Source organism: Paenibacillus pinisoli (genome assembly GCF_003605435.1).
Classification (GTDB): domain Bacteria; phylum Bacillota; class Bacilli; order Paenibacillales; family Paenibacillaceae; genus Pristimantibacillus; species Pristimantibacillus pinisoli.
The window spans coordinates 1,009,160-1,035,687 of record NZ_QXQB01000002.1 but is presented as its reverse complement, the minus strand read 5'-3'; the positions used below and the strand labels follow the sequence as shown (position 1 = coordinate 1,035,687).

Genomic DNA, 26,528 nt, shown 5'->3' with positions numbered 1-26,528 from the left:
TAATAGTACGTGACAGACACCAAGGGTATAAGGGAATGGAGGAAAAACAGTGGAACAAAAGACAAGCTGGTCATCGGCGGAAGTAGCAGCGATGATCGATCATACCATATTAAAGGCGGATGCGACCAAATCGGAGGTCATCACAATCTGCAAAGAAGCAAGGGAGCATCAGTTTGCAACGGTCTGCGTGAATGCGGGCTGGGTACCTCTTGCAGCGGAGGAGCTTAAGGGATCGGGCGTCGGCATTACGACTGTTGTCGGCTTCCCGCTTGGCGCAACGACTACGGCTTCCAAAGCTTTTGAAGCAGCAGAGGCGATTGACAACGGCGCAACGGAGATCGACATGGTGCTGAACATCGGACTGTTGAAATCCGGCGATTACGAAGGCGTAAAGCGTGACGTCGAAAGCGTCGCAGCAGCTTGCAAAGGGAAAGCGGCGCTTAAAGTGATCCTGGAGACAGGCTTGCTTACGGATGAGGAGAAGGTGAAGGCTTGCGAACTGTGCGTTGAAGCGGGCGCAGACTTCGTCAAGACGTCCACAGGCTTCGGCAAAGGCGGAGCTACTGCAGAAGACATCGCGCTTATGCGACGTACAGTAGGTCCAACACTCGGCGTAAAAGCATCTGGCGGCGTTCGCGATCTGGAGACTGCCCTGCAGATGCTGAAATCCGGAGCAACCCGCATCGGCGCAAGCTCAAGCGTCGCAATCGTAACCGGCGGCCAAGGCGAAGGCTACTAAGCGCCGCCGAATGGGGCGGAGGTATGCTGTAAGCCGAGAAACCCGGCTTAGAGGGGCCGCCTGCGCGTAATACCGCGCTGCAAGCCGAGAAACTCGGCTTACAGAAGCCGCCCACGCGCAATAACGCGCTGCCGAGAAACACGGCTTAGAGGACCCGCGAGCGAGACAGATGTGTGCTGCAAGCCGAGAAACTCAGCTTAGAGGGGCTGCCGCTCGCGATACCGCGCAGTAAGCCGAGAAACTCGGCTTACAGGAGCTTCCCGCTCGCGATACCGCGCAGTAAGCCGAGAAACTCGGCTTAGAGGGGCTGCCCGCTCGCGATATCGCGCTGCAAGCCGAGAAACTCGGCTTACAGAAGCCGCCCACGCGCAATACCGTGCTGCAAGCCGAGAAACTCGGCTTACAGGAGCTACCCGCGCGCAATACCGCGCAGCAAGCCGAGAAACCCGGCTTACAGAAGCCGCCCGCGCGCAATACCGCGTAGTAAGCCGAGAAACCCGGCTTACAGAAGCCGCCCGCGCGCAATACTGCGCAGCAAGCCGAGAAACCCGGCTTACAGAAGCCGCCCGCGCGCAATACTGCGCAGCAAGCCGAGAAACCCGGCTTACATTCACTTCATGCCGCAACACAAAAGGCCTTCCCAGCCACTGGCGCTGGGAAGGCCTATTGCTTTACTTCGTCTCGCAACCGATGATGAAGTCGGCGCGGAGCTCTTCGCCTGGCTTAACGTAGATCAGCTCCTTGCGGTTGTTCATCTCGTTCGGCAGTCCCATCCAAGGCTCGACGCACACGAATGGGCGCTCCTTCACCGACCAGATGACGACATATTTGAATAGATCGTCATAGCGCAGGTTGACCGTTACGCCTTCGCGGATAGGGAAGGAGATGCTAGGGTCTTTTGCGCCGAACAGGCAGATGGAGTCGATGTAGTCATCCATGTTGGCGCGTCCGGTATAATCAGCTTCTTCTCCGGTCGTCAGATCGACGTAGCGCGGAGCGTCTGTTTGGTAAGGGATGTCCTTGCTGCCTTCAATCGCGAAGTACGGATGGAAGCCGGAGTAGAAGGGCATCTCCTCGTTCTGGCCGATATTGCGGTATTGCTGGCGGGTATGAAGCTCGCCGTTCACCAGCGCATACGTGAAGATCAGCTCAAATTGGAACGGATATGCGGCGAGAGTAGCCTCGCTTGAGCGAAGGCGCAGCGTGATGGACGCTTCGCCTTCCGTGGATGTGCTGACAACTTCCCACGGCAAGAGACGTGCAACGCCATGCTGGCCCATCTTGTAGGTGACGCCGTTCCACTGGTATTCAGCATCCTTCAGAGAGCCGGCAATGGGGAACAGAATCGGGTTGCCGCCGCGGATGTTGGTGGCCGGGTTCTCGAATGTCGCTTTATCCAAAAAGAAGAGCTCCTCGCCGTTCAGCTGGCAGCCGATTACGATGGCGCCGCGCTCCGGGCATACGAGCACGCGCGAAGACGTGGAATTCTCTTTCAACTCATAAATCGTATACGTATCTTGATAGTGGCTTACTTCAAATGTGCTCACGCTGCTACCTCCAAATGTGTAATCATGATTGTCTACTATTGTGCCTTAATTCGGCGCATGAGTAAAGGGCCCGCCACGAAGCAGCTTGTACAGCTGCCCAGTGATGGGCCCTTACATATCGGACGATGCCGCAGTCATAGAATCTGTTCTGACGGTGAGGCATCCATCCATTTTCAATCGCATTTTATTGCGCGCCGGCGCCGCCTTCAGCACCGTCAGCAGGTGTAGTTGCTTCCGGTTTCAGGTTGTTCGTAATTTTCGCTTTCTCGCGGATTTCGGAGATCCAAGCGCTGGACAGCGTACGAACTTCATCGATTACCAGCTTCGTGCGGATCAGGTCTTTATTTTCATCGAAGTTGGCTTTAGCCGCTTCTCTGTAATCGGTTTTCTTGATGATGTGGTAGCCGAATTCGCTTTGTACAACATCGCTGGTTGCGTCTTTTTCCAGAGCGAATGCTGCATTCGCGAATGGCTCGACCATTTCTTCTTTCGTGAAGAAGCCGAGATCTCCGCCATTGGCGGCCGATCCGTCAGTGGATTTGGCTTTGGCAGTCTCAGCGAAGTCTGCGCCGCCTTTAAGCTCAGCCAGAATCGCATCAGCCTCTTCTTTGGTTTTCACCAGGATATGCGAGGCGCGAACCTGCTCGCCATGCTCGCCGAACTTGGCCAGGTTGGCGTCGAAGTACGCTTTCACGTCTTCGTCCGTTACCGTTGTTTTCGGCTCCAGCACTTTGCGGATCAATGCGCTAAGGCGCATATCCTCACGCAGGTCTTCCATGGTCAGGTTGTTTTGGAGCAATACATTATTGAAGTCTTCTTCCGAAGGGAAGTCGATCTTGATGACATTGATTTCATCTGTGATGTCCTGCTCAGAGAACTTCACGCTAGCCGCGTCAGCCTCTTGCTGCACCAGCTTCTCCAGTATGAGGTTGTCGAGCGCAGGCTCGCCGTTCACCTTCAGCAGCAGATCATACAGTTCTTGCTTCTTAATATTAGCGCCGTTAACGGTTGCGATCGTCTCGCTGCCTTCGCCGCCGCCGAAAGGAGGCTTGATCAGAACAACAATTAGCGCAATGGCGAGTACTGCAGACAGAACGACCCAGCCAGTGGAGCTTTTCTTCGCAGGGGCAGCTGCTTCCAGGCGAGGCGCAGCGCCTGCTGCCGAGGAATAAGGGGCTGCTGCTGCAACTGCTGTCTCGGCAGCTGCGCGATCAGCATCACTAGTCTCCTCAGGCTTGTCCGTTTCAACTGTATTTACTTCACTTTCGATCTTCGTTTCGCTCTCTTGAACCTTGTTTTCTTCCTTCGCAGTTTCGTTGTCTATTGGTGTATCGTTTGACTGCGATTCTTTGTTGTTCATTCCATAAACTCCCTTCAAATTGCAATTCTTCACCTACTATATCAAATCATGAACAAAAAAACCTTAATCTAAAATAAAAAAGCTTGCATTGCTTGTCGAATCGTATTAATTGTATAGGTAGACGTAAAAAAGAAACGTGTAACAAGCGTTGACACGGAGGGATATATTGATCAGATTACTTGGGAGCTACGATAGCTGGATCGTGTTGCTGTCGCTAGTTATCGCGTTGTTCACTTCTTATTCCGCACTTAATCTTTCCTATAAAATATCGCATACAGCCGGCAAGTCCAAGTTAGGGTGGTTAATCATCTCCGGATTTGTAATGGGCTGCGGCATTTGGACGATGCATTTTGTCGGAATGATGGCGTTCCATCTTGGAATTGAAGTGAATTACAACGGGACGACAACCGTCATATCTATATTGGCAAGCATATTGGCTTCGCTGCTGGCTTTCTATGTCACAATGGCTAAGCAGGTGACGCAAGGGAAGCTGGTGGTCGGAAGCCTGCTTATGGGATCGGGCATCGTCACGATGCATTATACCGGCATGGCATCTATGGAATCTTCGCTTCTGAAGATTACCTATAATGAAACGCTATGGCTGATCTCGGCTGTCATTGCCGTCATCGCGTCTTATGCTGCGCTTTACCTGCTCACCCGCTTCCGCAACGAAAGCAAAGCACGCTGGTTCAAGTTGGCTGCGGCTTTGCTCATGGGACTGGCCGTGACAGGCATGCATTACACTGGCATGGAAGCGGCTATGTTCTGGTGCTTGACACCCGGGGCGCTTGAGCAGCTTGTCGATGCAGGAATCAATTTGTCATTGCTGATTGCGGTATCGAGCGTCATGATACTGGTTGTTGTGGTCACTTGGACGGCACTTTATTGGGAAAGGCTAGTGCTGAGGCGGATGGCGTATAGCGACCCGCTGACAGGATTGCCGAACCGCCATGCCATGAATCACGAGTTTGACGAGACGCTGCGGGACACGAAGGAATACGCCGTTCTCTTTATCGACCTGGATCAATTCAAGCTCATTAATGATACGTTAGGTCACGATGTCGGCGATCTTCTCGTCAAGGAAGTTGGCAGCCGGATCAACCAGTTTGTGAACAAGCAGCGGAGAATCTTCAGGCTGGGCGGCGATGAGTTTCTGCTTGTAACGATGGATCTCAAGCAGCTGTCGGCGGAGTCGCTGGCCGAGATGATTCTGGAGGAGCTGAGACGCCCGTTCTGGCTGGAGGGCAATGAGCTTTATGTCACCAGCAGCATCGGCATCAGCTACGCGCCGCAGCATGGACAGAGCCGGACGGAGCTGCTGAAAGCGGCGGATACGGCGATGTATTACGCTAAGAGTCAGGGTAAAAACCAATATTGCGCCTATAATGAAGAGTTGGACCGCAAGCTGGCGAGACGGATGGAGATCGAGAAGGGGCTGCGAACGGCGCTTATGCTGGGCGAGCTGTCCACCTTCTACCAGCCCAAGTGGAATGCCGCTACGAATAAGCCAATCGGCTTTGAAGCGCTGCTTAGATGGAAGCATCCTCAGCTTGGCGCGATTGCGCCGGACGAATTTATTCCCATAGCCGAAGAGACCGGCTTGATTATTCCGATTACAAGATGGGTGCTGGATCAAGCCTGCAGAGACTGCCAGGAATGGAATGGCAAGGGCAGCAGCAAGCTCGGCGTATCCGTCAATTTATCTGCGAATGTATTCGAGACGCGCAGCGTGCAGAATATGGTTAACGAAGCGCTGCTCCATTCCGGCCTGCATCCGGAGCTGCTGGAGCTGGAGATTACGGAGGCGACCGTCATGTATCATGCTGTTGAAGCGACGGAGCAGCTTGTTCCGCTTCAAGAGGCTGGCGTGCGCGTATCGATGGACAACTTCGGCTCCGGTTACTCCTTCCTAGGCTCCATTGACCGAATTCCGTTCCAAACCTTGAAAATCGATAAGCTGTACATGCAAGACTATGAATCGCCTTCCAAGAGAGCAATTGTCAATACCATTATTACGCTGGCCCAGCAGCTGAATATTGAGCTTGTGGCCGAAGGCGTGGAGACTGAGCGCCAGCTCCAGTTCCTGCGCCAGGCGGGATGTTCCATTATGCAAGGCTACTACTTCAAGAAGCCAATGCCTCGTGAGGAAGTGGACGCTTGGCTGGACGGATTGAGCGCTTAAGCTATTGACAATGGTTGGAGGAGGATAGCCTTTGAGAAGAGACACTCGTATATTAGCCAGGCTTGCGGTATTCTTGCTGCTGCCGCTCGCCGGTTATTTCCTGTATCAGCTGTCGCCTTACGATAAAAATATCCATACGCCGCACGGCCATTTCTATATCGTCAGCCTTGTCTCCGTGCTGGCGCTGGCTGTTGCGACCGCGATAGGCATCGTTGCGATCCGTATCCGGAATATAAAGGTTAGCTTCCTGTCCTTATCCTATGTATCCTTGGCAGCTATGTTCATTCTGCACGGACTGTCGACGCCGGGATTTCTCATCCATCATTCCTCCATATCGGGCAATGTCGCCCAGCTCAGCGTGCTATTGTCCGCATTCTGGCTATGGATGTGCTCCATATCAGCCGATCATAAGTTTACCCGCTGGCTGTCGATGAGACAGAAGTGGCTGCTGCCTGTCTGGTCGGCGATCTTGCTGTTGTCCGGTTTAATATTATGGTTCAATCCCGATACGGTTCACGTCCTTCACTTGAAGGGAGAGATCAGCAAGTGGGTGACGACCGCTCTGATTCTTGTTATGAATGTGTGGACGATCTACCGCAATCTGCAAACTTATCTGGCCTCCCGATTTCCGCTACAGCTGGCAATCGTCTACAGTACGGGCTGGATGTTCAGCGCGCAAATCATTATGGTAACCGGAGAAGCATGGATGGCCAGCTGGTGGCTGTACCACTTCCTGCTGCTTGCTTCCGTCATTGTTATGGTCGCAGGCATTATAAGAGAACACTTGAACACGGGCTCCATTACCGGGGCGATCAAAATGCTGTTCCGCGCCAATCCCCAGGACTGGATTCATACTTATATCTCTCCAAGCGTGAGAGAGCTGGTCATGGCGACAGAGTCCAAGGATTCTTATACCGCGGGGCACAATTATCGCGTTGCTTTATATGCGCTGAAGCTTGGCGAGGAGATGGGGCTGTCTTCGTCGCAGCTGCGGGCCATTGCGCAGGGCGGCATCGTCCATGATATCGGCAAGCTATACATACCGGACGGCATCCTGAACAAGCCGGGCAAGCTGTCTGAGGAAGAACGCTCCATTATCGAGTCCCACCCGCTATCCGGCTATAACGTCTGCAAGCGTCTCGGCTTTATGGTCGAGGAGCTGGCCGTTATCCGCTCCCATCATGAGAAGTGGAACGGCAGCGGCTATCCGGACCGGCTGTCGGGCGAAGAGATCCCGCTTGTCGCCAGAATAACGGCGGTGGCGGACGTCTATGACGCGCTGACCTCATCCCGCTCCTACCGGCAAGCTATGACCCATGAAGAAGCGATGGAGATTCTGATTCAAGAGAGCGGACGACACTTCGATCCGCGCTGTATTCATGCCTGGCAGAAACTTACGGCGGAGCAGGAGACCTTCTTTCGGGAGGCGCTGCTGAACAGCCCGAACCTTAAGCTGGAGCAAAAACTGGCCAGATAGTGAGGAATTGCCGATAATTTGAATAGGTTACAAAGGTTATACACCAATTAGAGGAGGTAATTTGAATATGAGCTACATAGCAAACGAAAAGCGTTACGATACGATGATATACAACCGTGTAGGCAAAAGCGGGCTGAAGCTTCCTGCTGTCTCGCTCGGACTATGGCATAACTTCGGCGGCAATGACCGTTATGAGAACGGCAGGGCGATGGCGCGCCGCGCGTTCGACCTGGGCATCACTCACTTCGATCTGGCCAATAATTACGGTCCTCCGCCAGGCTCGGCGGAAGAAGCATTCGGCGCGATTCTGCAGCATGACCTCGCGCCATACCGCGATGAGCTGATTATCTCCACAAAAGCCGGCTATGGCATGTGGCCGGGCCCATATGGGGAATGGGGATCCCGCAAATATATGATTTCCAGTCTGGACCAAAGCCTCAAGCGAATGAAGCTGGATTATGTAGATATTTTCTATTCCCACCGTCCTGACCCGGATACGCCGCTGGAGGAGACGATGGGGGCGCTTGACCATGCTGTGCGCCAAGGCAAGGCGCTATATGTCGGCATCTCCAACTACAGCGCGGAGCAGACGGCAGAGGCTGCCCGCATTCTGAAGGAGCTGGGCACGCCGTGCCTGATTCACCAGCCTTCCTACTCCATGTTCAACCGCTGGATTGAAGACGGCTTGCAGGATGTGCTGGATGAGCAAGGTATCGGCTCCATCGTATTCTCGCCGCTTGCTGGCGGGCTGCTTACGAATCGCTACCTGAACGGTATCCCTGCCGATTCCCGTGCGGGCGGACCAAGCATCTTCCTGAAGTCGGATCAGATTACAGAAGGCAAGCTGGACAAGGTGAAGGCGCTGAATGAGCTGGCGCAAGAGCGAGGGCAGACGCTCGCCGGCATGGCTTTGGCGTGGGTGCTTAGAGGCGGGCGGGTAACCTCCGCATTGATCGGCGCCAGCCGCGTGGAGCAAATCGACGACAATGTAGCAGCGCTGGGCAATCTGGCTTTTTCCGATGATGAGTTAAGCCGGATCGAATCCATTCTCTCCCGGGAGGGATAATTGAAGTTCCAACATTAGACAGAGTCAGGCCGTAAGGAGGGATAAGCGATGTCGAAAATGTCGCTTAGAACAAAGGGATTAATCCTAATCGTACTCATATCGTTTATCCCGCTCCTGATTGCCGGATGGGGCAATTACTCTACAGCCAAGAACGCGATGATGCGCTCGGAGATGGAGAAGATCAGCAGCAAGCTGTCCAGTCAGGCGGGCAATATCGCCGCATGGATGGACATTCGCCGCGCCGAGGTGCTGGTCATGAGCCGCACTTCCGCAGTACGTTACGGCACGAACGCCGAGCGGCTGAATTATTTTCAGAGGGAACTGGTTCGCAGCGGCTTTACCTACCATGCTATCGGATTTATTGGCCAGGACGGGATTGCTTATCGCAGTGACGGCGCGTCGCGCAACATGAAGAGCGAGCCGTTCTTCGAGCCGGCCATTAAGGGCGCTATTACGATAACCGATCCCTACAAGCCGGGTTTCTCCGTCGTGGAGCAGACCTTTATTGCTGTGCCCGTGTATGGGGTGGGGACTCAAATCGAAGGCATTATTTATGCGTCTATCCCGTTTACAGCGTTTAACCGTTTTTTTGATTTTGCGGATGAAAATGCTCCAGTGCGTTTCTATAATGACGAGGGCGAGATCATTTATGGCTCCGAACCGGTAGTCAGGAAGACGTCGCTGCGCTCGGACTCTACTTTAAGCGAGGTTGCCCATGAAATTTTGAGTCATAATGAGGGCCGTGTAGATATTGCGGTGGATGGCGAATCTTATGCCGTGTTCTATGCCAAGGTTGCCGGTACGCCTTGGCGAATCGCGCTGCAGGAGCCGTACTCGCATATGAAAGAGATGATGAGGCCGATCTTCTGGAGCATGGTCTCCACTATTGCCATCGCAGAGTTTGTGATTGCGCTGTCTTTCTACCTCTATTTCAATCAAATTATTAGACGGCTGGAGCGAATATTGTCGGTTACGAAGCAGGCGGCTGCAGGGGAGTTCCAGGCCGAGCATCTGGATACGTCGCAGTATGATGAGATCGGCAAGTTAGCTCACTCGGTTAATGGAATGATGGAGCACTTGCAGGAGATGTTCGACCGCCTGAATGCCATCATCAATCAGAACCAATACGGCTTTATCGTGCTTGATAATGAATACAAGGTTGCTTACCTGAACAAAACGGCTGAGGAGCTGCTTGGATATACGACTCAGGAGCTGGCCGGACATGCGACGCCGCTGTTATTCATGGACAATGATGAGATTGCGGCGGAGGCTGAGCGGCTGTCGGAGGAGCTCGGCCGGCATGTTCAGCCCGGTCTGGAGGTCTTCCGGGTGCTTCGCGAGGATATGTTCTCCTATGAGCGGGAGTGGACGTTCATCCACAAGGATGGACGCCGGATTCCGATTCTGCACAGCTCGAATGGCCTACGTGACCGCAACGGCAAGTTTTCCGGCGTCGTCGGCATGCTGCGCGATATATCGGACCGCAAGCAGGTGGAGAAGGCGCGCAACCGGCTTCTTGATATTGTAGAGTCTGCCAAGGACTTGATCGCTTCCGTCGATATGAAGGGCGAGCTCATCTACATGAACAGGGCGGGGAAGGAGATGCTTGGTCTTCCTTGCGAGGAGCAGGATGCTTCCACGGTCAAGGACCATGTCGATCCTCGCATGTATGAGCAAATCCTTCAGGGAGCGGAGCTTGCAAGAGAGTACGGCTATTGGGAAAGCAACACGCAGCTGCGCAAAAGCAACGGAGATCCGCTGTTCGTCTCCATGGTCGTTGTAACCCATGTGGATGCAACCACTGGCGAGCTGTTCTTCTCTTGCATCGCTCGCGACATATCCGAGCAGAAGCTCGTTCAGGAAGAGCTAGTGCGCGCTACGCTCGAGGCGGAGGAGGCCAATCAGGCCAAGAGCCGCTTCCTGGCGCTGATGAGCCATGAGATCCGCACGCCGCTGAACGGCATTATCGGGCTCACGCAGCTTCTTCGCAAGACGGAGCTTTCTATTGTGCAGAAGGATTATTTGGACAAGATGAGCATGTCTTCCGAGACGCTGTACCGCATGATTAGCGATGTGCTTGATTTCTCCAAGATCGAAGCGGACAAGATCGAGATGGAACGCCTGCCATTCCAGCTGGAAGAGCTGCTGCACCGGTTGGCGAATGGGCTGAGCGTATTCCTTGGCGGCAAAGAGCAATTCGAATTTATGATCAAGACGCCAGACAAGCTTCCGCATACCTTGGTCGGAGATTCTCTCCGCTTGGAGCAAGTGCTGCTGAATCTATGCGTGAATGCCATCAAGTTCACCGATAGAGGGCTTGTGAAGTTGGAGCTGGATATCGTCGAGCAGCAGGCGGATACCGTCAAGCTGCGTTTCCTGATTGCAGATACCGGCATCGGCATGAGCAAGAGCGTCATGGACAAGCTGTTCAAGCCGTTCACGCAGGCAGACAGCTCTACGACACGGAAATACGGAGGAACTGGTCTGGGTCTGGTCATCTCCAAAAGCCTTGTAGAGATGATGGGCGGAGAGCTGCATGTTAGCAGCAAGGAAGGCGTTGGCAGCCGGTTCGCCTTTGCGCTTACGTTCCAGACGAGTCCGTATCGTCAGGAAATCGAGGATGAGACATCCGTGCCTATTCCGGAAGGAACGGTATGGATTGCCGAGGACGATTCCAAAATGCGCGATCACTGGTCTTATCTGTTCGAGTCGCTAGGGTGGTCGGCCATCTCGTACAGCAGCTGGCAGAGTGCCCGCGAGCGTCTTCGCCGCGTCGGGGAAGGCGTGCTGCCTGATCTTCTGTTAATGGACATGGAGATGCCTGATATGTATGGCATTGAGACTTGGCGCTCATTCCGCAGCGAGGCAGAGGGGGCAGGCGTGCCGATTATCGCGCTGACGACCACATACGGCAGGGATGAGCTGCAGCAGCTGCAGGAGGAGGAGCGTCCTGTCGCGATCCTGACGAAGCCGGTTACTAGAGAGGCGATTGTACGGTCGCTGCACGAGGCGCTGAGAAATCAACAGACCGTCCGCCAGTATGTCCTCCGGGAAGAGCCTGCCGATCCGCCGCATGTGCAGAGCAGGCCGGACATGAAGCGGGTATTGCTGGCCGAGGACAATAAAATCAATCAACTGGTAGCGGTTGAGCTTCTTAAGGAGAATGGGTACGAGGTGGGTCTTGCCGAGACAGGTGAGGAAGTGCTGCGCATGCTGGAAGCTAGCGCCTGGGACCTCATCATGATGGATATCCATATGCCGGTCATGGACGGCACTGAAGCTGTGCGCATCATTCGGAGTCAGGAGCGGTATAAGCATATTCCGATTATTGCAGTAACCGCCAATGCAGTGAAGAAGGATCATGACCGCTACATTCGGCTGGGCATGAATGATGTGATGACCAAGCCTCTTTCTGGCGATCGCCTGCAGGAAATACTGAAGTATTGGCTGGAGAGGTCGTCCGGCGCATCTGGATCCCCATCTGCAGCGAGAGATGGAATCAGCAGCTATCCGGGGACGAATCGCAGCAGCATTGGCACAGCCGGTAGTGCGATGGCGCCGATTGCCGGCATGGATGTGGAGAGCGCTCTTGAGCGCGTGAACGGCAAGCGGCAAATTCTGTTCCATATGATCGAGCAGTTCCGTCTCGATTATGACTCGTTCATGGATCAGCTGCGCATGATGCTCAAGCAGTCTGAGACCAAGACGGCTCTGCGCATGCTCCATACACTGAAGGGGGCGGCCGGTTACTTGTCCGCCCGCGAGCTTGGAGACGCTGCCCATGAGACCGGCGAGGCAATCAAGCGCGGGGAGCAATCGAGGGAACTGGCGTTTGTGCTGGCTCATCTGGAGAAGGAATTGGTTCAGCTGCTGGCAGGGTTGAATGAGGCGCTTAACCGTTTCGACAATTAAATCTAACAATTTTCTAACAATCTGTTGTTCCTAATCTTTCCGTATTGTATAGTAGAGTTACGATACGACTACTCGACAGGAATCTTCAATTTATTAAAGGGTGACGCCAATGTATAAAGTTTTGGTTATTGAAGATGACGTCATGATGAGCAATATGCTGTCTATGTATCTGCAAGAAGAGGGGTACATGGTCAAGCAGGCTTATCGCGGGAATGATGGGCTGCAGCTTGCGGATTCATTCGATCCGCACCTGGTTCTGCTCGATCTAATGCTGCCTGATATGGATGGTATTGAGGTATGCGCGCAAATACGCAGCGTGTCTCAAGTACCGATTATGATCCTGTCTATGAAGAGTGAAGTGTCCGAACGCGTGCAAGCGCTGAAGACCGGAGCGGATGATTACTTGTGCAAGCCTTTCAGCATGCATGAGCTTACAGCGAGAGTCGAGGCATTAATTCGAAGATCGCATGCCGTATTTGGGGAGTCAGCCGCACAGGTCGCCGCAGCTTCTACGACGGCAGAGGAAGAAGAGCCGATTCAGCTAGACGTAGAGAGACGTCTGCTTCTCGTTCGCGGACAATTGGTCGAGACGACCTTCTCGGAATATGAACTGATGAAGCTGTTCCTTGCGCATCCGGGCAAGGTGTTCAGCCGGGAAGAGCTGATTAATGCCATTAGAGGCTTTGATTCGTTTGTCACCGATCGTGCGATTGACGTACATATTGTGAATCTTCGGAAGAAAATCGAACAGAATCCGAAGGAACCTAAGCTAATTCGAACAGTATGGGGGTTTGGTTATAAGTATACGGCACAGGCTGCTACTTAAAGCACGGGGAAGCATGAAGGAATGCCCGATTTAGTCTGGTCCTAACAGAAAAATTGTACTCCGCCTTAGGCGGAGTGCTTTTTTTTTTGCCAATATCCCCTTTAGATGAATGATTTAGGTAATCCGTTAAAATTTCTAACAATCTTCTAAAAGTCTATTCCGCACATTTCTAATACTTGTATGCGACTATAGAATCACGACAATGGAACGAAATAAGAGGGCGGAGGGATCCAGATGGAGGGGCCAATCGAATTATCTGGACGCGGCAAGGCATTCACGCAGCTAGAGCTAGCGATACAGGGCGCGCGCGTAGCAGGTAAGCGATTGCTGGTTGCATTGGTGGATTTGGACAAGTTTTACCGTGTCAATGAGACGAGAGGAACAGCCTTCGGCAATGAGGTATTAACAATTGTAGCGTCACGCCTGGGGCAGACGGAAGCGTCGCATACAGATGCGGCAAAGCCTAGCGTATGCAAGGTTGACGGGAATACGTTTCTGATCATGATGGAGATCGAGAAGGAAGCCCCGCAGTGCTGGAAAGCGGTAGATGCGATCAAGCATGCGGTAGAGCAGCCCGTCTCCGATTCGGGAAAGGAGCTCTATATGACTTGCAGCATCGGCGCCAGCCTGTTCCCTCAGGATGGGCTTACAAGCGAAAGAATGCTCTGCCGTACGGAATCTGCCCTGTATCAAGCGAAGGAGCTTGGCGGCAATCGTACCGTATTCTACAATGCGGAAGATACCAACCGGATGAACCGTCGCATTGCCATCGAGATGGGGCTTCGGCCTGCCTTGTTCCTTAGGCAGTTCCATCTCAGCTATCAGCCGATCTATCGGCTGTCGGACGGAAGGCTGAGAGGGTTCGAAGCGCTTATTCGCTGGCAGCATCCCGAACTTGGCCTCATTTCGCCGCATGAATTTATCCCGATCGCGGAGTACAACGGACTCATTATTCCGATTGGCGAATGGGTGCTTCGGGAGGCATGCAAGATGCTGGCAGGCATGACGGAATACGGGCTGAGCGGGCTGACGATGTCCGTTAATATTTCGCCTGTCCAGATGCAAGATCCCTCTTTTGTCCAGACGGTATGGAATATTATTCACGAGTTCGGACTATCTCGGCAGTCTGTGGAGCTGGACATTACGGAGCACATTATGATGCATTCCTCCGAGCAGTCGATCATGGCGATTACACAGCTTCGCGCCGGAGGAATTCGCATAGCGCTGGACGGATTCGGCGCCGGATTTTCTTCGCTGCATCATCTGATGGAGCTGCCGGTTCATTGCCTCAAGCTAGATAAAAGCTTTATTCGCAGAATCGATCTGCAAAGCGCAGAGCGCCATGTTGTAGAAGCGATTATCGGACTGATGCGGAAGCTTGGCCTGGAAGTGGTGGCAGAGGGCGTGGAATACAAGGAGCAATACGAGCTGCTGAAGGAGTGGGGCTGCCATTATGTGCAGGGGTACCTGCTAGGCATGCCGATGGATCCGACCGTCATCGATACGTCGATGCTGGGCAGCTTCGTAGATGCGAATGGCAAGAAGGCAGCGGCAGGCCGTGTATAAGGCTGCTGCTTCCCCCACATAGAAAAACAGCCGAGCCCCTTGGGCTCGGCTGTTTTGGATGATCAAAGCAATTCTAGCTGACTTCCAGATAAAGCTTAGTGCCGTCGCTGTATTGGAATATGGCGACATCCCGCACCATCTCGACCGATCTGATCCGTTTCCATTTTTTCCTGAAATCAAAGTCCAGTTCCATCTCGTACAATTTATGATGAAGCATATCTACAGATGCCGATTGTTCGTTAGGGTAATAGACAGGGACCGAACGATTTTTGAAGGTAATAACTCGCATCATTGTACTATGCACCTCCGATTGCGTTTTTCCCATTTTACCTTGAACATTTTAGCCCCTTATGAATCTATGGTCAGGAGAATGTTTATTTTGCTCACACTTTCCTAACAAGTGCTAGGAGCTGCTGTATTTCCATTTTTTCTTGTAATAGCCATGTCCGTAATGATGATTATAGCGATGCGGCGGATGCGGCGGATAATACGGCTGTCCTGGCGGATACGGCGGCTGTCCCGGCGCATATTGATTCGGGTAAGGCGGCTGTCCGTTCGGATATGGCGGATGTGCTGCGGCATGCTGATTCGGGTAAGGCGGTTGCCCTTGCGGATACGGCGGCTGTCCCGAATGTTGATTGGGATACGGCGGGTGCCCCGCGGCATGCTGATTCGGATAAGGCGGATGATGAGGATGCGGGTAATGCGGCGGCGGATAATAGCCTTTCTTGAAGTCGCTGCTGCTGTAATGGTGATAGCCGTAACGCTTGTGACCGGATAAGGAATATAAGATGCGCTTAAGCATGCGATAACCTCCTTAATTAAATAAGTAAATCATTAATGGCGTTGTTAGATTATACGCATCTGCTATGAAGTGGTTTCTAAGTGGAACGCCCTTTCTCGCACTCGACAGGAGAGGTGTCCGTCTGTAAGCTAGAGTCAGGAGCTGATGAATCCATGTTGGGCAGAATAGCTGGAAAACTCAAGGAGATTATCGATGCTTGGCGCGATTATCCGCTGCAGCCGGGAACGATCTGGAAGGACAGATTCCGGATTGAGCGCCTGCTTGGAATGGGCAGCTATGGCCAGGCCTACGCCTGCACGGATCTGTCGACAGGCAGCGTGGCGCTGCTTAAGCGCAATAAGCCGAGCAAAGGCAGAACCGGCATCGAGCTGCTTAGAAGAGAAAGCGAGCTGATGAGATCGCTTGCACATCCGCAAATTCCAAGATGGCTGGATTACACGGTCAGGAAGCGGGATGAGGCGCTTATCATGGAATATATTGATGGCCATAACTTGGAGTTCGGGATATACGAGCAAGGCATAACGTATTCGGCTTATGAAGCGCTTGCCGTTCTGAAGTCATTGCTTGCTCCGCTGTCGTACCTCCATAAGCAAGGCTTCGTCCATCGGGATGTGCGCATCCCCAATGTGATGCTGCAGGAGGGGAAGCTGTTCCTGATTGATCTAGGGCTTGCATGCCCAATCGGCGAGCGTCTCCCGGCAAAGCTGCAAGCCGCATTGGGAGAATCGGATGGTTCCATGGCTTCCGGCAGCGCTGCCGCTATTAAGAGACGAATGAGAAGCCCGCTTCCGTCCAGCGATTGGTTCGGTCTCGGTCACTTGTTCCTGTTTCTGATGTACGCCGGATACGAGCATCCGGAAGGACAGCCAGAGAAGAGCTGGGAGGAGGAGCTGAGCCTCCAGTCGGAAGTGCGATTATTCGTCTCCAAGCTTCTTCAGGAGGAGCCGGGTTGGGAGACGACCGAGCATTGCCGGCAAGAGCTGGATGAATTGCTTAACTCCCTGAGGCTTGCCGGGCAGCCTGAGATGTAGGGCGCTGATTCATTAAGGATTCATCATATAATAGACGATCGCAATAATAAGCAAGTGAAGCGGATAGAAGCTTCGCCATAGGAAGCGCGGAATGCGTATGCGCTCTATGCTCCGCATCAGTTCAGGCGTATAAACGATCCATAAAGTTGAGAGCAAGCTGAACAATTGCAGAATCCAGCCTTTATAGAAAATACTAACCACATTGAGCGCCAAATGAAGCACCACCATCATGTGAGGCGCAGCATAACGGTAGATGAGCATTAAGGCCAGCGCATATCCGCCGTAATCGAATGGCAGGACTTCCAGCAGCACGAATATAGCAGCGGTGGCCAGGACGGCGGTAATCGGCTTGCCCTTAAGCCGGTCCAGCAGAAGCAAGGCCAGCAGGCAGAAGAACAGCGTAGCAATGACGTTGATCTCCAGCACTTGCAAGCGGAAGGCCAGCTGATATGGGATTTGAGAGATGACGGCAAGCAGGCCGACCCTGGTCAAATAGCGGGTAACGTCCCTGGTCCGGGAGTATCCGATGACCATGGCGTATATATAGAACGGCAGCGACAGCCTTCCGATAATGCGCCAGACGTTATCCTCGGGATGCCATACTACACCAATATGATCGATTAACATGGTTAACATGGCCAGAAACTGAATAAGAATCACCTTCGTCCGATGCAAGTTGTGAGCAGACAGCCTTATTCAGTATATCATAAGGCAGCTGCATCGCTATGAAATTGGAGAAGGAGAAGACCTCGTGACTCACGATGGGGCGCGGTCAGGAGGTCTACGCAGCATGGCCGATGCAGGCGATGTGGAACGCAAGTTACAGCCCGGCGTTTTTCTTCAGTCTTTGCGCGATTTCCATAAACTCTTCAGGCGTGATGCCAGGTGCGAATTCTTCAGGCAATCCGCTCAAATCCGGGATCGGAGCGCCTTCGGGCGCGCCTTGGATGACCTCAAGCTGCGCTCCAGTCTGCGGGTTCTGTCCGTTCCAGATGAGCACGACGTCCTTGAAGTCATGCGGGCTGAATGTATACAGCTTGTTCCCCAGCCCCATAGCCTCGTATTTGCGCGCAGCTTCGAAGTGATCGTTGCTTAGGTTCGGAATCGGGATCAGCTTCTTGATATCGACGCCGGTCGCCACCTCCAGTGCTTTCGCATAAGCCAGCACATGCACGCCGCCGCGAACGAGCAAGTAGCCGATCATGGCGCGGGCAGTAGGATGGTTGGTCATTTCATATACGCGCATCTTGTGTGTACGCGCGCCGCATTCCAGAAAGAAGTTGTGCAGCAGGTCGAGCACGAGGTTGCCGCTGTTGAATACATAGTCGCCAGCCCATGGGCGTCCCATGGAATCGCCGGCTAATGACGTTTGCGCTGTAGCAATAAAGAAATAGCTGTTCCGCTTGTCTACGCCCGGGCGGAGCGGGGCGCTATCGGGATCGCCCGGACTGGTAGTGCCGGTCAGCACCATGTTAATGGCGGTGGAGACCAGTTCGACATGGCCCAGCTCCTCGGCCGTAATGCTTGCGACTAGATCATAGAAGGGCTTGAGCTTCTTCTTCTCTCTGAAATTGAAGGACTGATACAGGTAGTTGTTGAGCGTCGACATCTCTCCGAACTTCCCGCCAAGCAGCTCCTGCACGGCGGCAGCGGCATTGGCGTCGGCATAAGGAGAGGGAGGAAGCTCGATCTGCAGCCTGTTTTGACGTTGGAACATGGGGGCATCACCTCTTTCCTGAAAAGGATTTCTTTGGCTCCGGGTGACGTGTATAACAAGGTAAGGCTGAGCAATTCGTACAGCACCAGCGGCAGTATAGCGTTATACTGCGCGATGATGACCTGCGGGTTATGCATGGTAACTTGCAAAAGTATTATTACATAGGTATGCGAAAGAAAGCGGCGGCATACGTGGTGGAGGGGAGGCCACACTAAATCCCTTGACATCTCATGTGAAAATTCGTACTCTATTATTTGTCGATTTTTCACAGGGTATCAATGATTGCGATTAATAAGCTGGTGTAGCTCAGGGGGAGAGCAACGCACTCGTGATGCGTAGGCCGGGGCTCAATTCCCTTCACCAGCATAAAAGAATGACGCGGTTCCCGCATGGGACCGCGTCATTGTTTTTAGTGTTAGTTTTAATTATCCTTCAGCTTCTTCTCTTGCCTGCGTTTCTCCTTAAAGGCTCTGAACATCTCCAATTCTTGCCTGAGATGCTCGGCTTCCTCTTCGTCCATCGTTTCCGGAGGCCCGCCTAACCAGGCGATATACACACCGGGAATCGGACCCTCGCTTGTCTTCGCAGCGGATGGCGATGGATCGTCCGTGCGGCCCAGCAAATAGTCGATGCTTACGTCAAAGATATCGGCAATCTTGTGCAGCGTATCTTCTCTTGGTATGCGGTTCTTCTCTTCCGACTCATAACCAGCAATAGTCGGGCGCGATACGCCGATGCGCTCAGCCATTTGGTCTTGTGTTAATTTATGTTTTTCACGGAGCATTTTAAACCGTGCATGGAAACTAGGCATTGTATCACCACCGGAACATTATACACCCATTTTACTGAAATATGTTCCTAAAAGAAACGTAATTTATCGGAACAAAACCGTTGACAATGTTCCGTTAAGGAACTAATATAAGAAATAAGAGATGTTCCTTATCGGAACTTAGGGGGTGAGGGCGATGAGAGAATCACTAGCGGAGCGTCGGCGCTGCTTGAACTTAAGCCATGAAGCTGTAGCTGAAAGAGCCAATATCTCAAGAGCGTACTATAGCAATGTGGAAGCTGGACGCAAGGATCCTTCATTTAAAGTGATGAAAAGAATTGCGGATGCGCTTGATTCAAGAGTAGATGATCTTTTTTTTAATTATGATGTTCCGAATAGGAACGATGGGCAATGTGTCATAGCAGTTCATTGAGAGAAACAAGAGGAGCGTGCATGAAATGCAAGAGCAACTAGCCGTATTAATGAAGTGGATGGAAGAAGCTCAGGAAAAAGGGGATCCCGCCGTTCATGATCATTTGAAAATGGTAGCCCGGATTCTTGGATTGCAAATGGCACAAATGGCGAAAGTCGATGAGATGCCTCAATTGTTGATGAAATTGATTGATGAAATAGGGAAAGGCGTAACGGCTGGAACGCTTTTGAAGCATGGCGTATCAGGAAAACTCGATGTGCGGATGTTCAATATTTCGTGAGACAGCCTGCTGTTGCGGTAAACATTTTGGCACGTTAGGGGATGAGAGTATGCCTCGGCACAGCTATCCGTTTCCGATGTACTCGGGATTGCTGGAACAAGGACATTACAAAAAAATAGGCGGCGCAATATGGCTTTTTCTATGGTGCGTCAGCGCGACTACAGCAGAGAAGGAAAAGGATGCCATAGTCTGGGGCATTGTGCTTGGGAATAAGCCGCTGCAGCTTGCTGAGCTGGCCCAGAAATTTGGCGTTAGCGACAAAACGGTGAGCAGATGGATCAATATCCTGGAGGAGTATCAGTACATAAGAGTTACCCGCGCACCTCGAGGGCTTATTCTATCCGTCAGACAATCAAAGAAATTTGCGGCACCGGCATCAGACAATAGTGTACGGGCATTCGCTAGCGATCATACAGATCTGTCTGATCAGCGGGACAAGAGTGTCGGATCCAATAAAGATATTACAGCTAGTCCTGTAGTTGTTGTAGTTGAACAGGAGAAACTGCAACTCATTCAAGAGATTGAACAACATTTTCTATTCCGGCGGGGAAGGGGCTATGCTGTCAGTCCTTCCGACTTTGAAGAAATACAAAGATTGGTCGTCAGCAATGTGCCATTATCGTTAATCCTAACTTGTATTGATCGTGCTTTCGATGAATTCAAGCCGCGCCATTCCCGGGATGAAATCCGCAGCTTTAACTTTGTTGTACCTCGCATTCTGGACGCCTGGGAGAAGCTGAAAGCTACAACTGCAGCGGTGCCGCCCGCTGCAGTCGCCCCTGGCTCAAGCCCCCGCAGGAACGGATTTATAAGCAAGCAGCAGCAAGAGCTTAACGAACTGGAGCGGCTTCGGGAGGAGGAGTTGAAACGTGAACAAGCTTCAGCTTATTGATCTCTTCGGCATCATCAAACGCACGTATCCAAGCTTTGATATCAGTCAGCCAAGCATCGAGCACTATGCGAAGTATTTGCAAGATTTTCCGTACGAGACAGCTTGCGCGAATATGGAGAAGTACATGCTGACCGAAAGATTCCCTCCGACGATAGCGGATATTCGAGGGAGAGCCGGAGATCTGAAGGATTCTGAGCGCAGTAAAGCAGTGGCTGCGGAGCATATGGCGAAGCTGGATGCCTGGGGGACAGGGAGTCATCCGCCGTCGGGTTATTGGAAGCAAGTTATGAACAATTTGCGAGGTGGTACGGGTGATTGAACATGATAAAGTGCTAGGAACAATGGGGATCGAGACGCCTTATGACCTTCAGGCAGAGCAAGCGGTAATCGGTTCGATTCTGTTAGATCAGACTGTCTATGATAGCGTAACGGACATTTTGCAAGGCGGAGAGTTTTATGAAGAAGGACACGCCAGAATACTTCGGGCCATGCGGCAATTAAAGGAGTCTGGCCAGCCGATTGATCTTGTAACTGTAACCGCGCAACTTCAGGATTCGGAGGAGCTCGCTAAGACAGGCGGAGTCGGATATTTGACTCAAATGGCTCAATCGGTGCCTGATGCGGCTAATGCAGCTTATTATGCCGGACGGGTACAACAAATGTTCCTTCGGCGCCAGGCTGTAGAAGTGGCGTTTCATTTGCTGCAAAATGCGGGTGAAGAGCGGGACGTGAGAGGGTTTATTGCGACGGCGGAGAAGGCTGTGTCCAAGCTATCCGATCAAACAGCGCCGGCACAGGAGTTCGCAGGGATGAAGCAAGTGCTGATGAAAGTTTGGGAGGAAGCGGAGGAGCGCTTTAACGCAAAGGATACGAATCGCGGAGTGACCGGAATTCCTTCCGGATTTCTCGATCTTGACCGGATGACAGCCGGCTTTCAGCGAAGCGATTTCATCATTGTTGCAGCTCGCCCTTCCGTTGGCAAGACGGCTTTTGCCCTTAACATTGCGCAGAACGCAAGTGTGCGGGAAGGGAAGACGGTCGCGATTTTTTCGCTGGAGATGTCGGCTTCCCAGTTGGTGCAGCGCATGATCTGCGCCGAAGGCCAGATTGACGCAAGCCGGATGCGGACAGGCCGCTTCGAGGCTGAGGATTGGGAGCGGATGGCTCTGGCGGTCGGAGAATTGGCGAATGCAGACATTCATATCGATGATACGCCGGGCATATCGGTGAATGATATCCGCGCCAAGTGCAGGAGGCTGAAGAAGGAACGCGGCCTTGGTATGATTCTGATCGATTATTTGCAGCTTATTCAAGGAAACGGCGGACGGAAGATCACCCGCCAAGAAGAGGTGTCGCAGATCAGCAGGACGCTAAAGCAGCTGGCACGGGAGCTTGATGTTCCGGTTATAGCATTGTCTCAGCTAAGCCGCGGTGTGGAGCAGCGGCGGGACAAACGGCCCATGATGTCCGATTTGAGAGAGTCCGGGGCGATTGAGCAAGATGCCGATGTAGTGGCCTTTCTTTATCGGGATGATTATTACGATTCGGAGTCTAGCAAGCAGAATATTATTGAAATCATTATATCCAAGCAACGGAACGGTCCCTCCGGGGTAACGGTAGAGCTGGTATTTTTAAAACAATTCAACAAGTTCGTAAATCTGGAGCAGATATATAAGGTCGCGCAAGGCGAGCAGGAACTGAAGGTCAAAGGAAACCGGATCCCGGACATGTATCGTGGGAGCGGGAAGCATAGATCGTAACATTATTGAGAGGATGAGGTGGAATGGCTATGGTATGGCATTCAGATTTATTCCCCAAAGCATCGGAAGCCGAGCTACAGCGGACGAAGTTTCTGCTGAGCAAATATAAGAGCATGTGCATGCTTATGGATGATTTTGAGAAATACGAGGCGGATATGAAGCAGGTGGCGATTGACGGAGAAATAGCCAGGCGGATTGACCAGGAGGATTTGCATGCCGACAAAACAGCGAATGCGGTAATCGTGGCTGAGAAACAGCGGTGGGTGTATGAGAAGTACAAAATTTATACCTTCCACCTTCGCCGGGCCGCGGCATTGATTCCGGACGAGGATGCCGGCCACGCCATCCAATATCGCTATTTGAAGGGGCATTCGTTTAAGGAAACCGTGCTGTTTTTCCGAAGCGGCATGAGTGACAGCACGGTACGCCGCAAATTGCTGGAGGGAACGGCCAGTATAGCCGGAACCTTAAAGCTGATCGGATTCTTTGATCAGGACAACGCGGAATTCTGATTGAAGCCTGAACATAAGGTGACTGTAAGATGAACACCACCTGACGCCCTGTCCATGGTATATTGGTATTGTGATAAATGAGGTTAACGCCTCAACCCTAATAGCCGCTCCGCAAGGGGCGGTTTTATATGTTCCGATTAGCAGAATCCAGTCATCTGCAAGGATAGGAAGAGGCACTCCCGCTACCCGCGAGAGTGCTTTTTTCATGCGATGGGAGGTGAGTCCATGCAAAGCCGATACCAGAAGATGGTGTATATCGATGCCATCGAATTTGACAATACAGCAGGCAATCCACAAGCCATTATCGAGTTTACCGGTCTGCCCATTAGTGTAGAGTACACCAATGAAGGTGTGCAGGTGCGTGTCATTCGCGGAGCCTACAGCGTACTTAACGCAAAATTGGGAGAGCTCATTATTAAAGAGGCTAATGGTTTGTTGCGCGTCTGCACTCGGGCGGAGCTAGAAGCTGAATATGACCTTGTGGACTAACGGGCTGCGGCTGAGACTGCCGCAGCCCTTGCCGATTCCGTATTGCCGGCAATAGCAGGACATCACCAGGTACGCTGCTAAGGTATCCATGAAGAGGAATACGGAGGGATGATCATGAAGCAGGAGTAGGAACCAAGAGAAGCTGCAAGATCAAGAAACTCGGGGAGATGATGCCGTGCAAGTGACGATAAACCAAGTGCGCCATGCTGTTCATAGCGCTTTGGAAGCCGCCTTCCCGGCCATTCCGATTACCGAGGAGGAGAATAAGCAGATGCTTGATCCTCCTCGATTTGTCGTGCGCCTGCTGGAGCAGACGCATACGCAGGAGCTGGGCCGGCGGTATCGGCGAGAGTATCCGTTTGTTGTGCAGTATAGCAGTCCGGGGGGATCCCATGACGACATGTACAATATGGCGGAGCAACTAATGACCGTGCTTAATTGGATTACGGTTAACGACAGCCGGTGGCCGGGACAGAGCATGAAAGTGCAAATGATTGAAGGAGTTCTGCAATTTTCTGTGACTTACCGCATGTTGGTATGGGAGCAGGAACCTGCCGTTCCGGCTATGCGGAACATGGCTCAGGAGGGAAAGATCAATGGCTCGTAAAGCGAAAGCGTCGGAGCAGCAGGCTGCGCCAGATGTGTCGCGCTATACGAAAGAACAGCTTCTGCAATCCCGGCAATGGCCCGGGAGAGAGAAGGATATTCTTTGTGTAGTTCTTGAAGACGGAAAACAATATGCAATTGCTGAGGCCAATAAGGCCATCCAACATTTTTTGAAAAGGGAGGCGGTTTAACATGGCCGGAGGCACATGGGTAGACCAAAACAAAGTAAGACCTGGCGTTTATATTAATTTCAAAAGCGCGCCGAAGCCGCTTGGAGCTCTTGGAGAGAGCGGCATTACATCGATGGCCCTGACATTGCCATGGGGAGCACCGAAAGAAGTCATGGCGATCGAGGCAGGCGACGACATTCGCGCCCGTCTTGGGGTGGATTTGACAGACTCATCTGTCCTGCTCCTGAGAGAGGCGCTGAAGCAAGCGAAAACGGTGCTGCTGTATCGTCTGAACTCGGGTACGAAGTCCAGCGCTACGATTGGCAGCTTGACCGCTACTGCGAAGTATGGCGGTACACTGGGCAATGATCTGAACATTGTCATTCAGAAGAACGTCGATGACGAGAACCTGTTTGATGTGTATACCATTCTGCGCGGCGCAGAAGTCGACAAACAGACTGCTGCCGATGCGGCAGGCCTGAAAAACAATAGCTATGTGGACTTCAGCGGCATTGGCAGCCTGACGGCTACGGCCGGAGCAGCGCTTGAAGGCGGCACCGACGGCACAGTGACCAATCAGGACCACATGGAGTACATGACTGCAATTGAATTGCATGATCTGAATACGATCGCTTATACCGGTACAGATGTGGCGCTGAAAGGCGTGTACACAGCATTCGTCCGCCGACTGCGCGAGACGGAAGGCAAGAAGCTGCAGCTGGTTCTGGAAAACGATGTTGCTGCCGATTACGAAGGTGTAATCAGCGTGAAAAACGGCGTTGTCCTGTCGGACGGCACTACACTGACAGCTGCTCAGGCAACAGCATGGGTCGCAGCGGCAACAGCTGCCGCACCGGTTAACCAGTCGCTGACTTACAGCGCTTATGATGGCGCGGTAGATGCGTCTCCTCGCTATACGAATACGCAAATCGTAGCGGCGCTTCAGGCAGGCGAATTCGTGTTCACGTCCAATCAAGGCCGTGCGGTCGTCGAGCAGGACATTAATACGCTGACCAGCTTTACGCCGGACAAAGGCAAAGCCTTCGGCAAAAATCGCGTCATTCGAGTGCTGGATACAATCGCAAACGATGTGCAGCGCATTTTCGAGAGCTTCTATATTGGCAAAGTCGGCAATAATGCGGATGGCCGCGCATTGCTGGGCGCAGAAATTATTAACTACCTGCAGACTTTGCAGGGACTTAATGCCATTGACGAGTTCGATAGCCAAAGCGACATCTCCGTTGCGGAAGGCAGAGATTCGGATTCGGTCGTTGTGACCTTGCATATCAAGCCGGTAGATGCCGTTGAAAAAATTTATATTAGCGTGGAGGTGAAGTAAGATGCCTATTTTTCGTGAGACAGATGCAATTAGCGGCAAGCAGGCAAAAGCTTACGCTAGCATTAATGGTCGGGTAGAAGAATTGTTTTATGCAAAATCTCTTGAGGCAACGATTGAGAAAAATAAAGTGGATGTGCCGGTGCTTGGCAAGACCAATACGCCGCAACGCTCCGCGGGTTGGTCGGGTTCCGGAACAATGACAATTTATTATGTTACGTCTGTGTTCCGTCAGCTTATGCGTACGTACATTCAAACAGGGCAAGACTTCTGGTTTGATTTGATGATCGTGAACGAGCAACCGGGCAGTAGCACAGGCAAGCAGGTAACTCATCTGCTTAATTGTAACCTTGACAGTGTCATTGCTGCGCGTTTCGATGCAACAAGCGACGATATGCTAGAGGAAGAACTGCCGTTTACATTTAATGATTATGATATTACTGATCAATTCAATTCTATTAACGGCGCCTAATCAGGCGCCTTTCTAACTTTTGGAGGGATAACAAATGAATTTACAAGATTTCTTGAACAACAATCTGGTTAACAATTTGACAGAGGAAGTTGTGATATCGCCTCGATTTGTGGATGACAAGGGTATTGTGATGAAATTCAAAATTAAAGCCATGACGAATACGGACTTTGACGAGCTTCGTAAAGTCAGCATGGAAATCAAGAAAAACCGAAAAGTGGAGTTTGACTCCCGTAAGTTTAATCTAAATATGATTATTAACCACACGATTACACCGGACTTTAAGCAAGCTGAGAGCTTGAAAAAGCTGGGAGTGCGTACGCCGGAAGAGTATGTTGAAAGCGTGCTGCTGGCTGGCGAAGTGACCACTCTAGCTGAAAAAATCCAGGATTTGAGTGGCTTTAATAAAGAGATGGGTACACTCGTCGAAGAAGCAAAAAACTAATACAGGGGGGCGACGCAGATGCAAACTATGCGTATTATGTCCTCCATAAGTTTCACAAATGGCCTGGTGAATTTTTAGCTCTCTCCCGAGAGGAAAAAGCCTTTGTGATAGCTTGTATCGATGAGAGGCTTGCCGCTGA

Annotated in this window: 27 protein-coding genes and 1 tRNA gene; 21 read left to right on the top strand and 7 right to left on the bottom strand. The window is 52.1% G+C overall.

Translation table 11 applies throughout. The annotated features are described in order from the left end of the window. Nucleotides 1–91 precede the first annotated feature (91 nt). Nucleotides 92–739, top strand: a complete 648-nt coding sequence (gene deoC / locus D3P09_RS11980) for a deoxyribose-phosphate aldolase (RefSeq protein WP_243644140.1) — start codon at nt 92–94, stop codon at nt 737–739. A 671-nt stretch (nt 740–1,410) separates the two neighbouring features. On the opposite strand, the gene D3P09_RS11975 is transcribed toward deoC, so the two are convergent. Beyond that, complete coding sequence (locus tag D3P09_RS11975; protein WP_120110048.1) at nt 1,411–2,286, bottom strand: aldose epimerase family protein; 876 nt, start codon at nt 2,284–2,286, stop codon at nt 1,411–1,413. Between the two features lie 184 nt (nt 2,287–2,470). Beyond that, complete coding sequence (locus D3P09_RS11970) at nt 2,471–3,646, bottom strand: foldase protein PrsA (RefSeq protein WP_120110047.1); 1,176 nt, start codon at nt 3,644–3,646, stop codon at nt 2,471–2,473. Between the two features lie 166 nt (nt 3,647–3,812). Between D3P09_RS11970 and D3P09_RS11965 the strand changes: the two genes are divergently transcribed. The 6 genes from D3P09_RS11965 (at nt 3,813) to D3P09_RS11940 (ending at nt 14,675) form a co-directional block, all read left to right on the top strand. Continuing rightward, nucleotides 3,813–5,828, top strand: a complete 2,016-nt coding sequence (locus D3P09_RS11965) for a putative bifunctional diguanylate cyclase/phosphodiesterase (protein WP_120110045.1) — start codon at nt 3,813–3,815, stop codon at nt 5,826–5,828. A gap of 31 nt (nt 5,829–5,859) precedes the next feature. Next, a complete protein-coding gene (locus tag D3P09_RS11960) occupies nt 5,860–7,305 on the top strand; it encodes an HD-GYP domain-containing protein (RefSeq protein WP_120110043.1) in 1,446 nt (481 codons plus the stop codon). A gap of 67 nt (nt 7,306–7,372) precedes the next feature. Next, nucleotides 7,373–8,371 (top strand): L-glyceraldehyde 3-phosphate reductase, encoded by a 999-nt coding sequence (gene mgrA / locus D3P09_RS11955; RefSeq protein ID WP_120110042.1) that lies wholly within the window; start codon nt 7,373–7,375, stop codon nt 8,369–8,371. Between the two features lie 48 nt (nt 8,372–8,419). Beyond that, complete coding sequence (locus D3P09_RS11950; protein WP_120110040.1) at nt 8,420–12,283, top strand: response regulator; 3,864 nt, start codon at nt 8,420–8,422, stop codon at nt 12,281–12,283. Between the two features lie 109 nt (nt 12,284–12,392). Beyond that, the gene (locus D3P09_RS11945) at nt 12,393–13,109 is read left to right on the top strand and encodes a response regulator transcription factor (protein ID WP_120110038.1); all 717 of its coding nucleotides are present in this window, start codon (nt 12,393–12,395) and stop codon (nt 13,107–13,109) included. 234 nt (nt 13,110–13,343) lie between these two features. Next, nucleotides 13,344–14,675, top strand: coding sequence for a putative bifunctional diguanylate cyclase/phosphodiesterase (locus D3P09_RS11940; RefSeq protein ID WP_120110037.1), 1,332 nt, complete (start codon nt 13,344–13,346; stop codon nt 14,673–14,675). A 73-nt stretch (nt 14,676–14,748) separates the two neighbouring features. Here the strand turns inward: D3P09_RS11940 and D3P09_RS11935 are convergent, their stop codons facing one another. Then, a complete protein-coding gene (locus tag D3P09_RS11935; protein ID WP_120110035.1) occupies nt 14,749–14,967 on the bottom strand; it encodes a hypothetical protein in 219 nt (72 codons plus the stop codon). Between the two features lie 111 nt (nt 14,968–15,078). Next, nucleotides 15,079–15,480 (bottom strand): hypothetical protein, encoded by a 402-nt coding sequence (locus tag D3P09_RS11930; RefSeq protein ID WP_120110033.1) that lies wholly within the window; start codon nt 15,478–15,480, stop codon nt 15,079–15,081. Between the two features lie 152 nt (nt 15,481–15,632). On the opposite strand from D3P09_RS11930, the gene D3P09_RS11925 reads away from it, so the two are divergent. After that, nucleotides 15,633–16,511 (top strand): serine/threonine protein kinase, encoded by an 879-nt coding sequence (locus tag D3P09_RS11925; RefSeq protein WP_120110032.1) that lies wholly within the window; start codon nt 15,633–15,635, stop codon nt 16,509–16,511. A 12-nt stretch (nt 16,512–16,523) separates the two neighbouring features. On the opposite strand, the gene D3P09_RS11920 is transcribed toward D3P09_RS11925, so the two are convergent. Both D3P09_RS11920 and D3P09_RS11915 read right to left on the bottom strand, forming a co-directional pair. Beyond that, on the bottom strand, nt 16,524–17,186 hold the full coding sequence (locus D3P09_RS11920) for a TraX family protein (RefSeq protein ID WP_243644102.1): 663 nt from the start codon (nt 17,184–17,186) through the stop codon (nt 16,524–16,526). A 145-nt stretch (nt 17,187–17,331) separates the two neighbouring features. Beyond that, nucleotides 17,332–18,228, bottom strand: a complete 897-nt coding sequence (locus D3P09_RS11915) for a manganese catalase family protein (protein ID WP_120110030.1) — start codon at nt 18,226–18,228, stop codon at nt 17,332–17,334. A gap of 295 nt (nt 18,229–18,523) precedes the next feature. Here D3P09_RS11915 and D3P09_RS11910 point away from each other — a divergent pair. Next, nucleotides 18,524–18,594, top strand: a tRNA-Thr gene (locus tag D3P09_RS11910). A gap of 55 nt (nt 18,595–18,649) precedes the next feature. Here the strand turns inward: D3P09_RS11910 and D3P09_RS11905 are convergent. Continuing rightward, a complete protein-coding gene (locus tag D3P09_RS11905) occupies nt 18,650–19,012 on the bottom strand; it encodes a helix-turn-helix domain-containing protein (protein ID WP_279387130.1) in 363 nt (120 codons plus the stop codon). 181 nt (nt 19,013–19,193) lie between these two features. Between D3P09_RS11905 and D3P09_RS11900 the strand changes: the two genes are divergently transcribed. From D3P09_RS11900 to D3P09_RS11845, 12 genes are all read left to right on the top strand, one after another. Beyond that, the gene (locus D3P09_RS11900; RefSeq protein WP_120110027.1) at nt 19,194–19,430 is read left to right on the top strand and encodes a helix-turn-helix transcriptional regulator; all 237 of its coding nucleotides are present in this window, start codon (nt 19,194–19,196) and stop codon (nt 19,428–19,430) included. A gap of 25 nt (nt 19,431–19,455) precedes the next feature. Further along, entirely contained in the window at nt 19,456–19,710 is a 255-nt protein-coding gene (locus tag D3P09_RS11895) for a hypothetical protein (protein WP_120110026.1), read from the top strand. 49 nt (nt 19,711–19,759) lie between these two features. Beyond that, entirely contained in the window at nt 19,760–20,602 is an 843-nt protein-coding gene (locus D3P09_RS11890; RefSeq protein ID WP_120110024.1) for an HTH domain-containing protein, read from the top strand. Further along, the gene (locus tag D3P09_RS11885) at nt 20,580–20,921 is read left to right on the top strand and encodes a replicative helicase loader/inhibitor (RefSeq protein WP_120110023.1); all 342 of its coding nucleotides are present in this window, start codon (nt 20,580–20,582) and stop codon (nt 20,919–20,921) included. The genes D3P09_RS11890 and D3P09_RS11885 overlap by 23 nt, the downstream gene beginning before the upstream one ends. 22 nt (nt 20,922–20,943) lie before the next feature. Further along, nucleotides 20,944–22,362, top strand: coding sequence for a replicative DNA helicase (dnaB, locus tag D3P09_RS11880; RefSeq protein ID WP_120110787.1), 1,419 nt, complete (start codon nt 20,944–20,946; stop codon nt 22,360–22,362). Between the two features lie 23 nt (nt 22,363–22,385). Next, nucleotides 22,386–22,874, top strand: a complete 489-nt coding sequence (locus tag D3P09_RS11875; protein ID WP_120110021.1) for a hypothetical protein — start codon at nt 22,386–22,388, stop codon at nt 22,872–22,874. A 225-nt stretch (nt 22,875–23,099) separates the two neighbouring features. Continuing rightward, a complete protein-coding gene (locus tag D3P09_RS11870; RefSeq protein ID WP_120110020.1) occupies nt 23,100–23,363 on the top strand; it encodes a hypothetical protein in 264 nt (87 codons plus the stop codon). 175 nt (nt 23,364–23,538) lie between these two features. Next, nucleotides 23,539–23,970: a phage tail terminator family protein gene (locus tag D3P09_RS11865; protein WP_120110018.1), complete on the top strand. Its 432-nt coding sequence runs from the start codon at nt 23,539–23,541 to the stop codon at nt 23,968–23,970. Further along, nucleotides 23,960–24,160, top strand: coding sequence for a hypothetical protein (locus D3P09_RS11860; protein WP_120110016.1), 201 nt, complete (start codon nt 23,960–23,962; stop codon nt 24,158–24,160). Before D3P09_RS11865 ends, D3P09_RS11860 begins: the two co-directional genes overlap by 11 nt. Nucleotide 24,161: 1 nt before the next feature. Next, nucleotides 24,162–25,478 carry a phage tail sheath family protein gene (locus D3P09_RS11855; protein ID WP_120110014.1) on the top strand — a complete coding sequence of 439 codons (1,317 nt, stop codon included), beginning with the start codon at nt 24,162–24,164 and terminating at the stop codon, nt 25,476–25,478. 1 nt (nt 25,479) lies between these two features. Next, nucleotides 25,480–25,947 (top strand): phage tail tube protein, encoded by a 468-nt coding sequence (locus tag D3P09_RS11850; protein WP_120110012.1) that lies wholly within the window; start codon nt 25,480–25,482, stop codon nt 25,945–25,947. 34 nt (nt 25,948–25,981) lie between these two features. Further along, nucleotides 25,982–26,389, top strand: a complete 408-nt coding sequence (locus D3P09_RS11845; RefSeq protein ID WP_120110010.1) for a phage tail assembly chaperone — start codon at nt 25,982–25,984, stop codon at nt 26,387–26,389. Nucleotides 26,390–26,528: the final 139 nt, after the last annotated feature.

What these genes read in the sequence shown, in the direction of transcription:
- D3P09_RS11925 (WP_120110032.1), top strand. Translation starts at nt 15,633, where the DNA reads ATGTTGGGCAGAATAGCTGGAAAACTCAAGGAGATTATCGATGCTTGG.
- D3P09_RS11890 (WP_120110024.1), top strand. Translation starts at nt 19,760, where the DNA reads ATGCCTCGGCACAGCTATCCGTTTCCGATGTACTCGGGATTGCTGGAA.
- D3P09_RS11940 (WP_120110037.1), top strand. Translation starts at nt 13,344, where the DNA reads ATGGAGGGGCCAATCGAATTATCTGGACGCGGCAAGGCATTCACGCAG.
- D3P09_RS11900 (WP_120110027.1), top strand. Translation starts at nt 19,194, where the DNA reads ATGAGAGAATCACTAGCGGAGCGTCGGCGCTGCTTGAACTTAAGCCAT.
- D3P09_RS11915 (WP_120110030.1), bottom strand. Translation starts at nt 18,228, where the DNA reads ATGTTCCAACGTCAAAACAGGCTGCAGATCGAGCTTCCTCCCTCTCCT.
- D3P09_RS11850 (WP_120110012.1), top strand. Translation starts at nt 25,480, where the DNA reads ATGCCTATTTTTCGTGAGACAGATGCAATTAGCGGCAAGCAGGCAAAA.
- D3P09_RS11845 (WP_120110010.1), top strand. Translation starts at nt 25,982, where the DNA reads ATGAATTTACAAGATTTCTTGAACAACAATCTGGTTAACAATTTGACA.
- D3P09_RS11930 (WP_120110033.1), bottom strand. Translation starts at nt 15,480, where the DNA reads ATGCTTAAGCGCATCTTATATTCCTTATCCGGTCACAAGCGTTACGGC.
- D3P09_RS11875 (WP_120110021.1), top strand. Translation starts at nt 22,386, where the DNA reads ATGGCTATGGTATGGCATTCAGATTTATTCCCCAAAGCATCGGAAGCC.
- D3P09_RS11895 (WP_120110026.1), top strand. Translation starts at nt 19,456, where the DNA reads ATGCAAGAGCAACTAGCCGTATTAATGAAGTGGATGGAAGAAGCTCAG.
- D3P09_RS11935 (WP_120110035.1), bottom strand. Translation starts at nt 14,967, where the DNA reads ATGATGCGAGTTATTACCTTCAAAAATCGTTCGGTCCCTGTCTATTAC.
- D3P09_RS11945 (WP_120110038.1), top strand. Translation starts at nt 12,393, where the DNA reads ATGTATAAAGTTTTGGTTATTGAAGATGACGTCATGATGAGCAATATG.
- dnaB (WP_120110787.1), top strand. Translation starts at nt 20,944, where the DNA reads ATGGGGATCGAGACGCCTTATGACCTTCAGGCAGAGCAAGCGGTAATC.
- D3P09_RS11905 (WP_279387130.1), bottom strand. Translation starts at nt 19,012, where the DNA reads ATGCTCCGTGAAAAACATAAATTAACACAAGACCAAATGGCTGAGCGC.
- D3P09_RS11855 (WP_120110014.1), top strand. Translation starts at nt 24,162, where the DNA reads ATGGCCGGAGGCACATGGGTAGACCAAAACAAAGTAAGACCTGGCGTT.
- D3P09_RS11950 (WP_120110040.1), top strand. Translation starts at nt 8,420, where the DNA reads ATGTCGAAAATGTCGCTTAGAACAAAGGGATTAATCCTAATCGTACTC.
- D3P09_RS11870 (WP_120110020.1), top strand. Translation starts at nt 23,100, where the DNA reads ATGCAAAGCCGATACCAGAAGATGGTGTATATCGATGCCATCGAATTT.
- D3P09_RS11860 (WP_120110016.1), top strand. Translation starts at nt 23,960, where the DNA reads ATGGCTCGTAAAGCGAAAGCGTCGGAGCAGCAGGCTGCGCCAGATGTG.
- deoC (WP_243644140.1), top strand. Translation starts at nt 92, where the DNA reads ATGATCGATCATACCATATTAAAGGCGGATGCGACCAAATCGGAGGTC.
- D3P09_RS11970 (WP_120110047.1), bottom strand. Translation starts at nt 3,646, where the DNA reads ATGAACAACAAAGAATCGCAGTCAAACGATACACCAATAGACAACGAA.
- mgrA (WP_120110042.1), top strand. Translation starts at nt 7,373, where the DNA reads ATGAGCTACATAGCAAACGAAAAGCGTTACGATACGATGATATACAAC.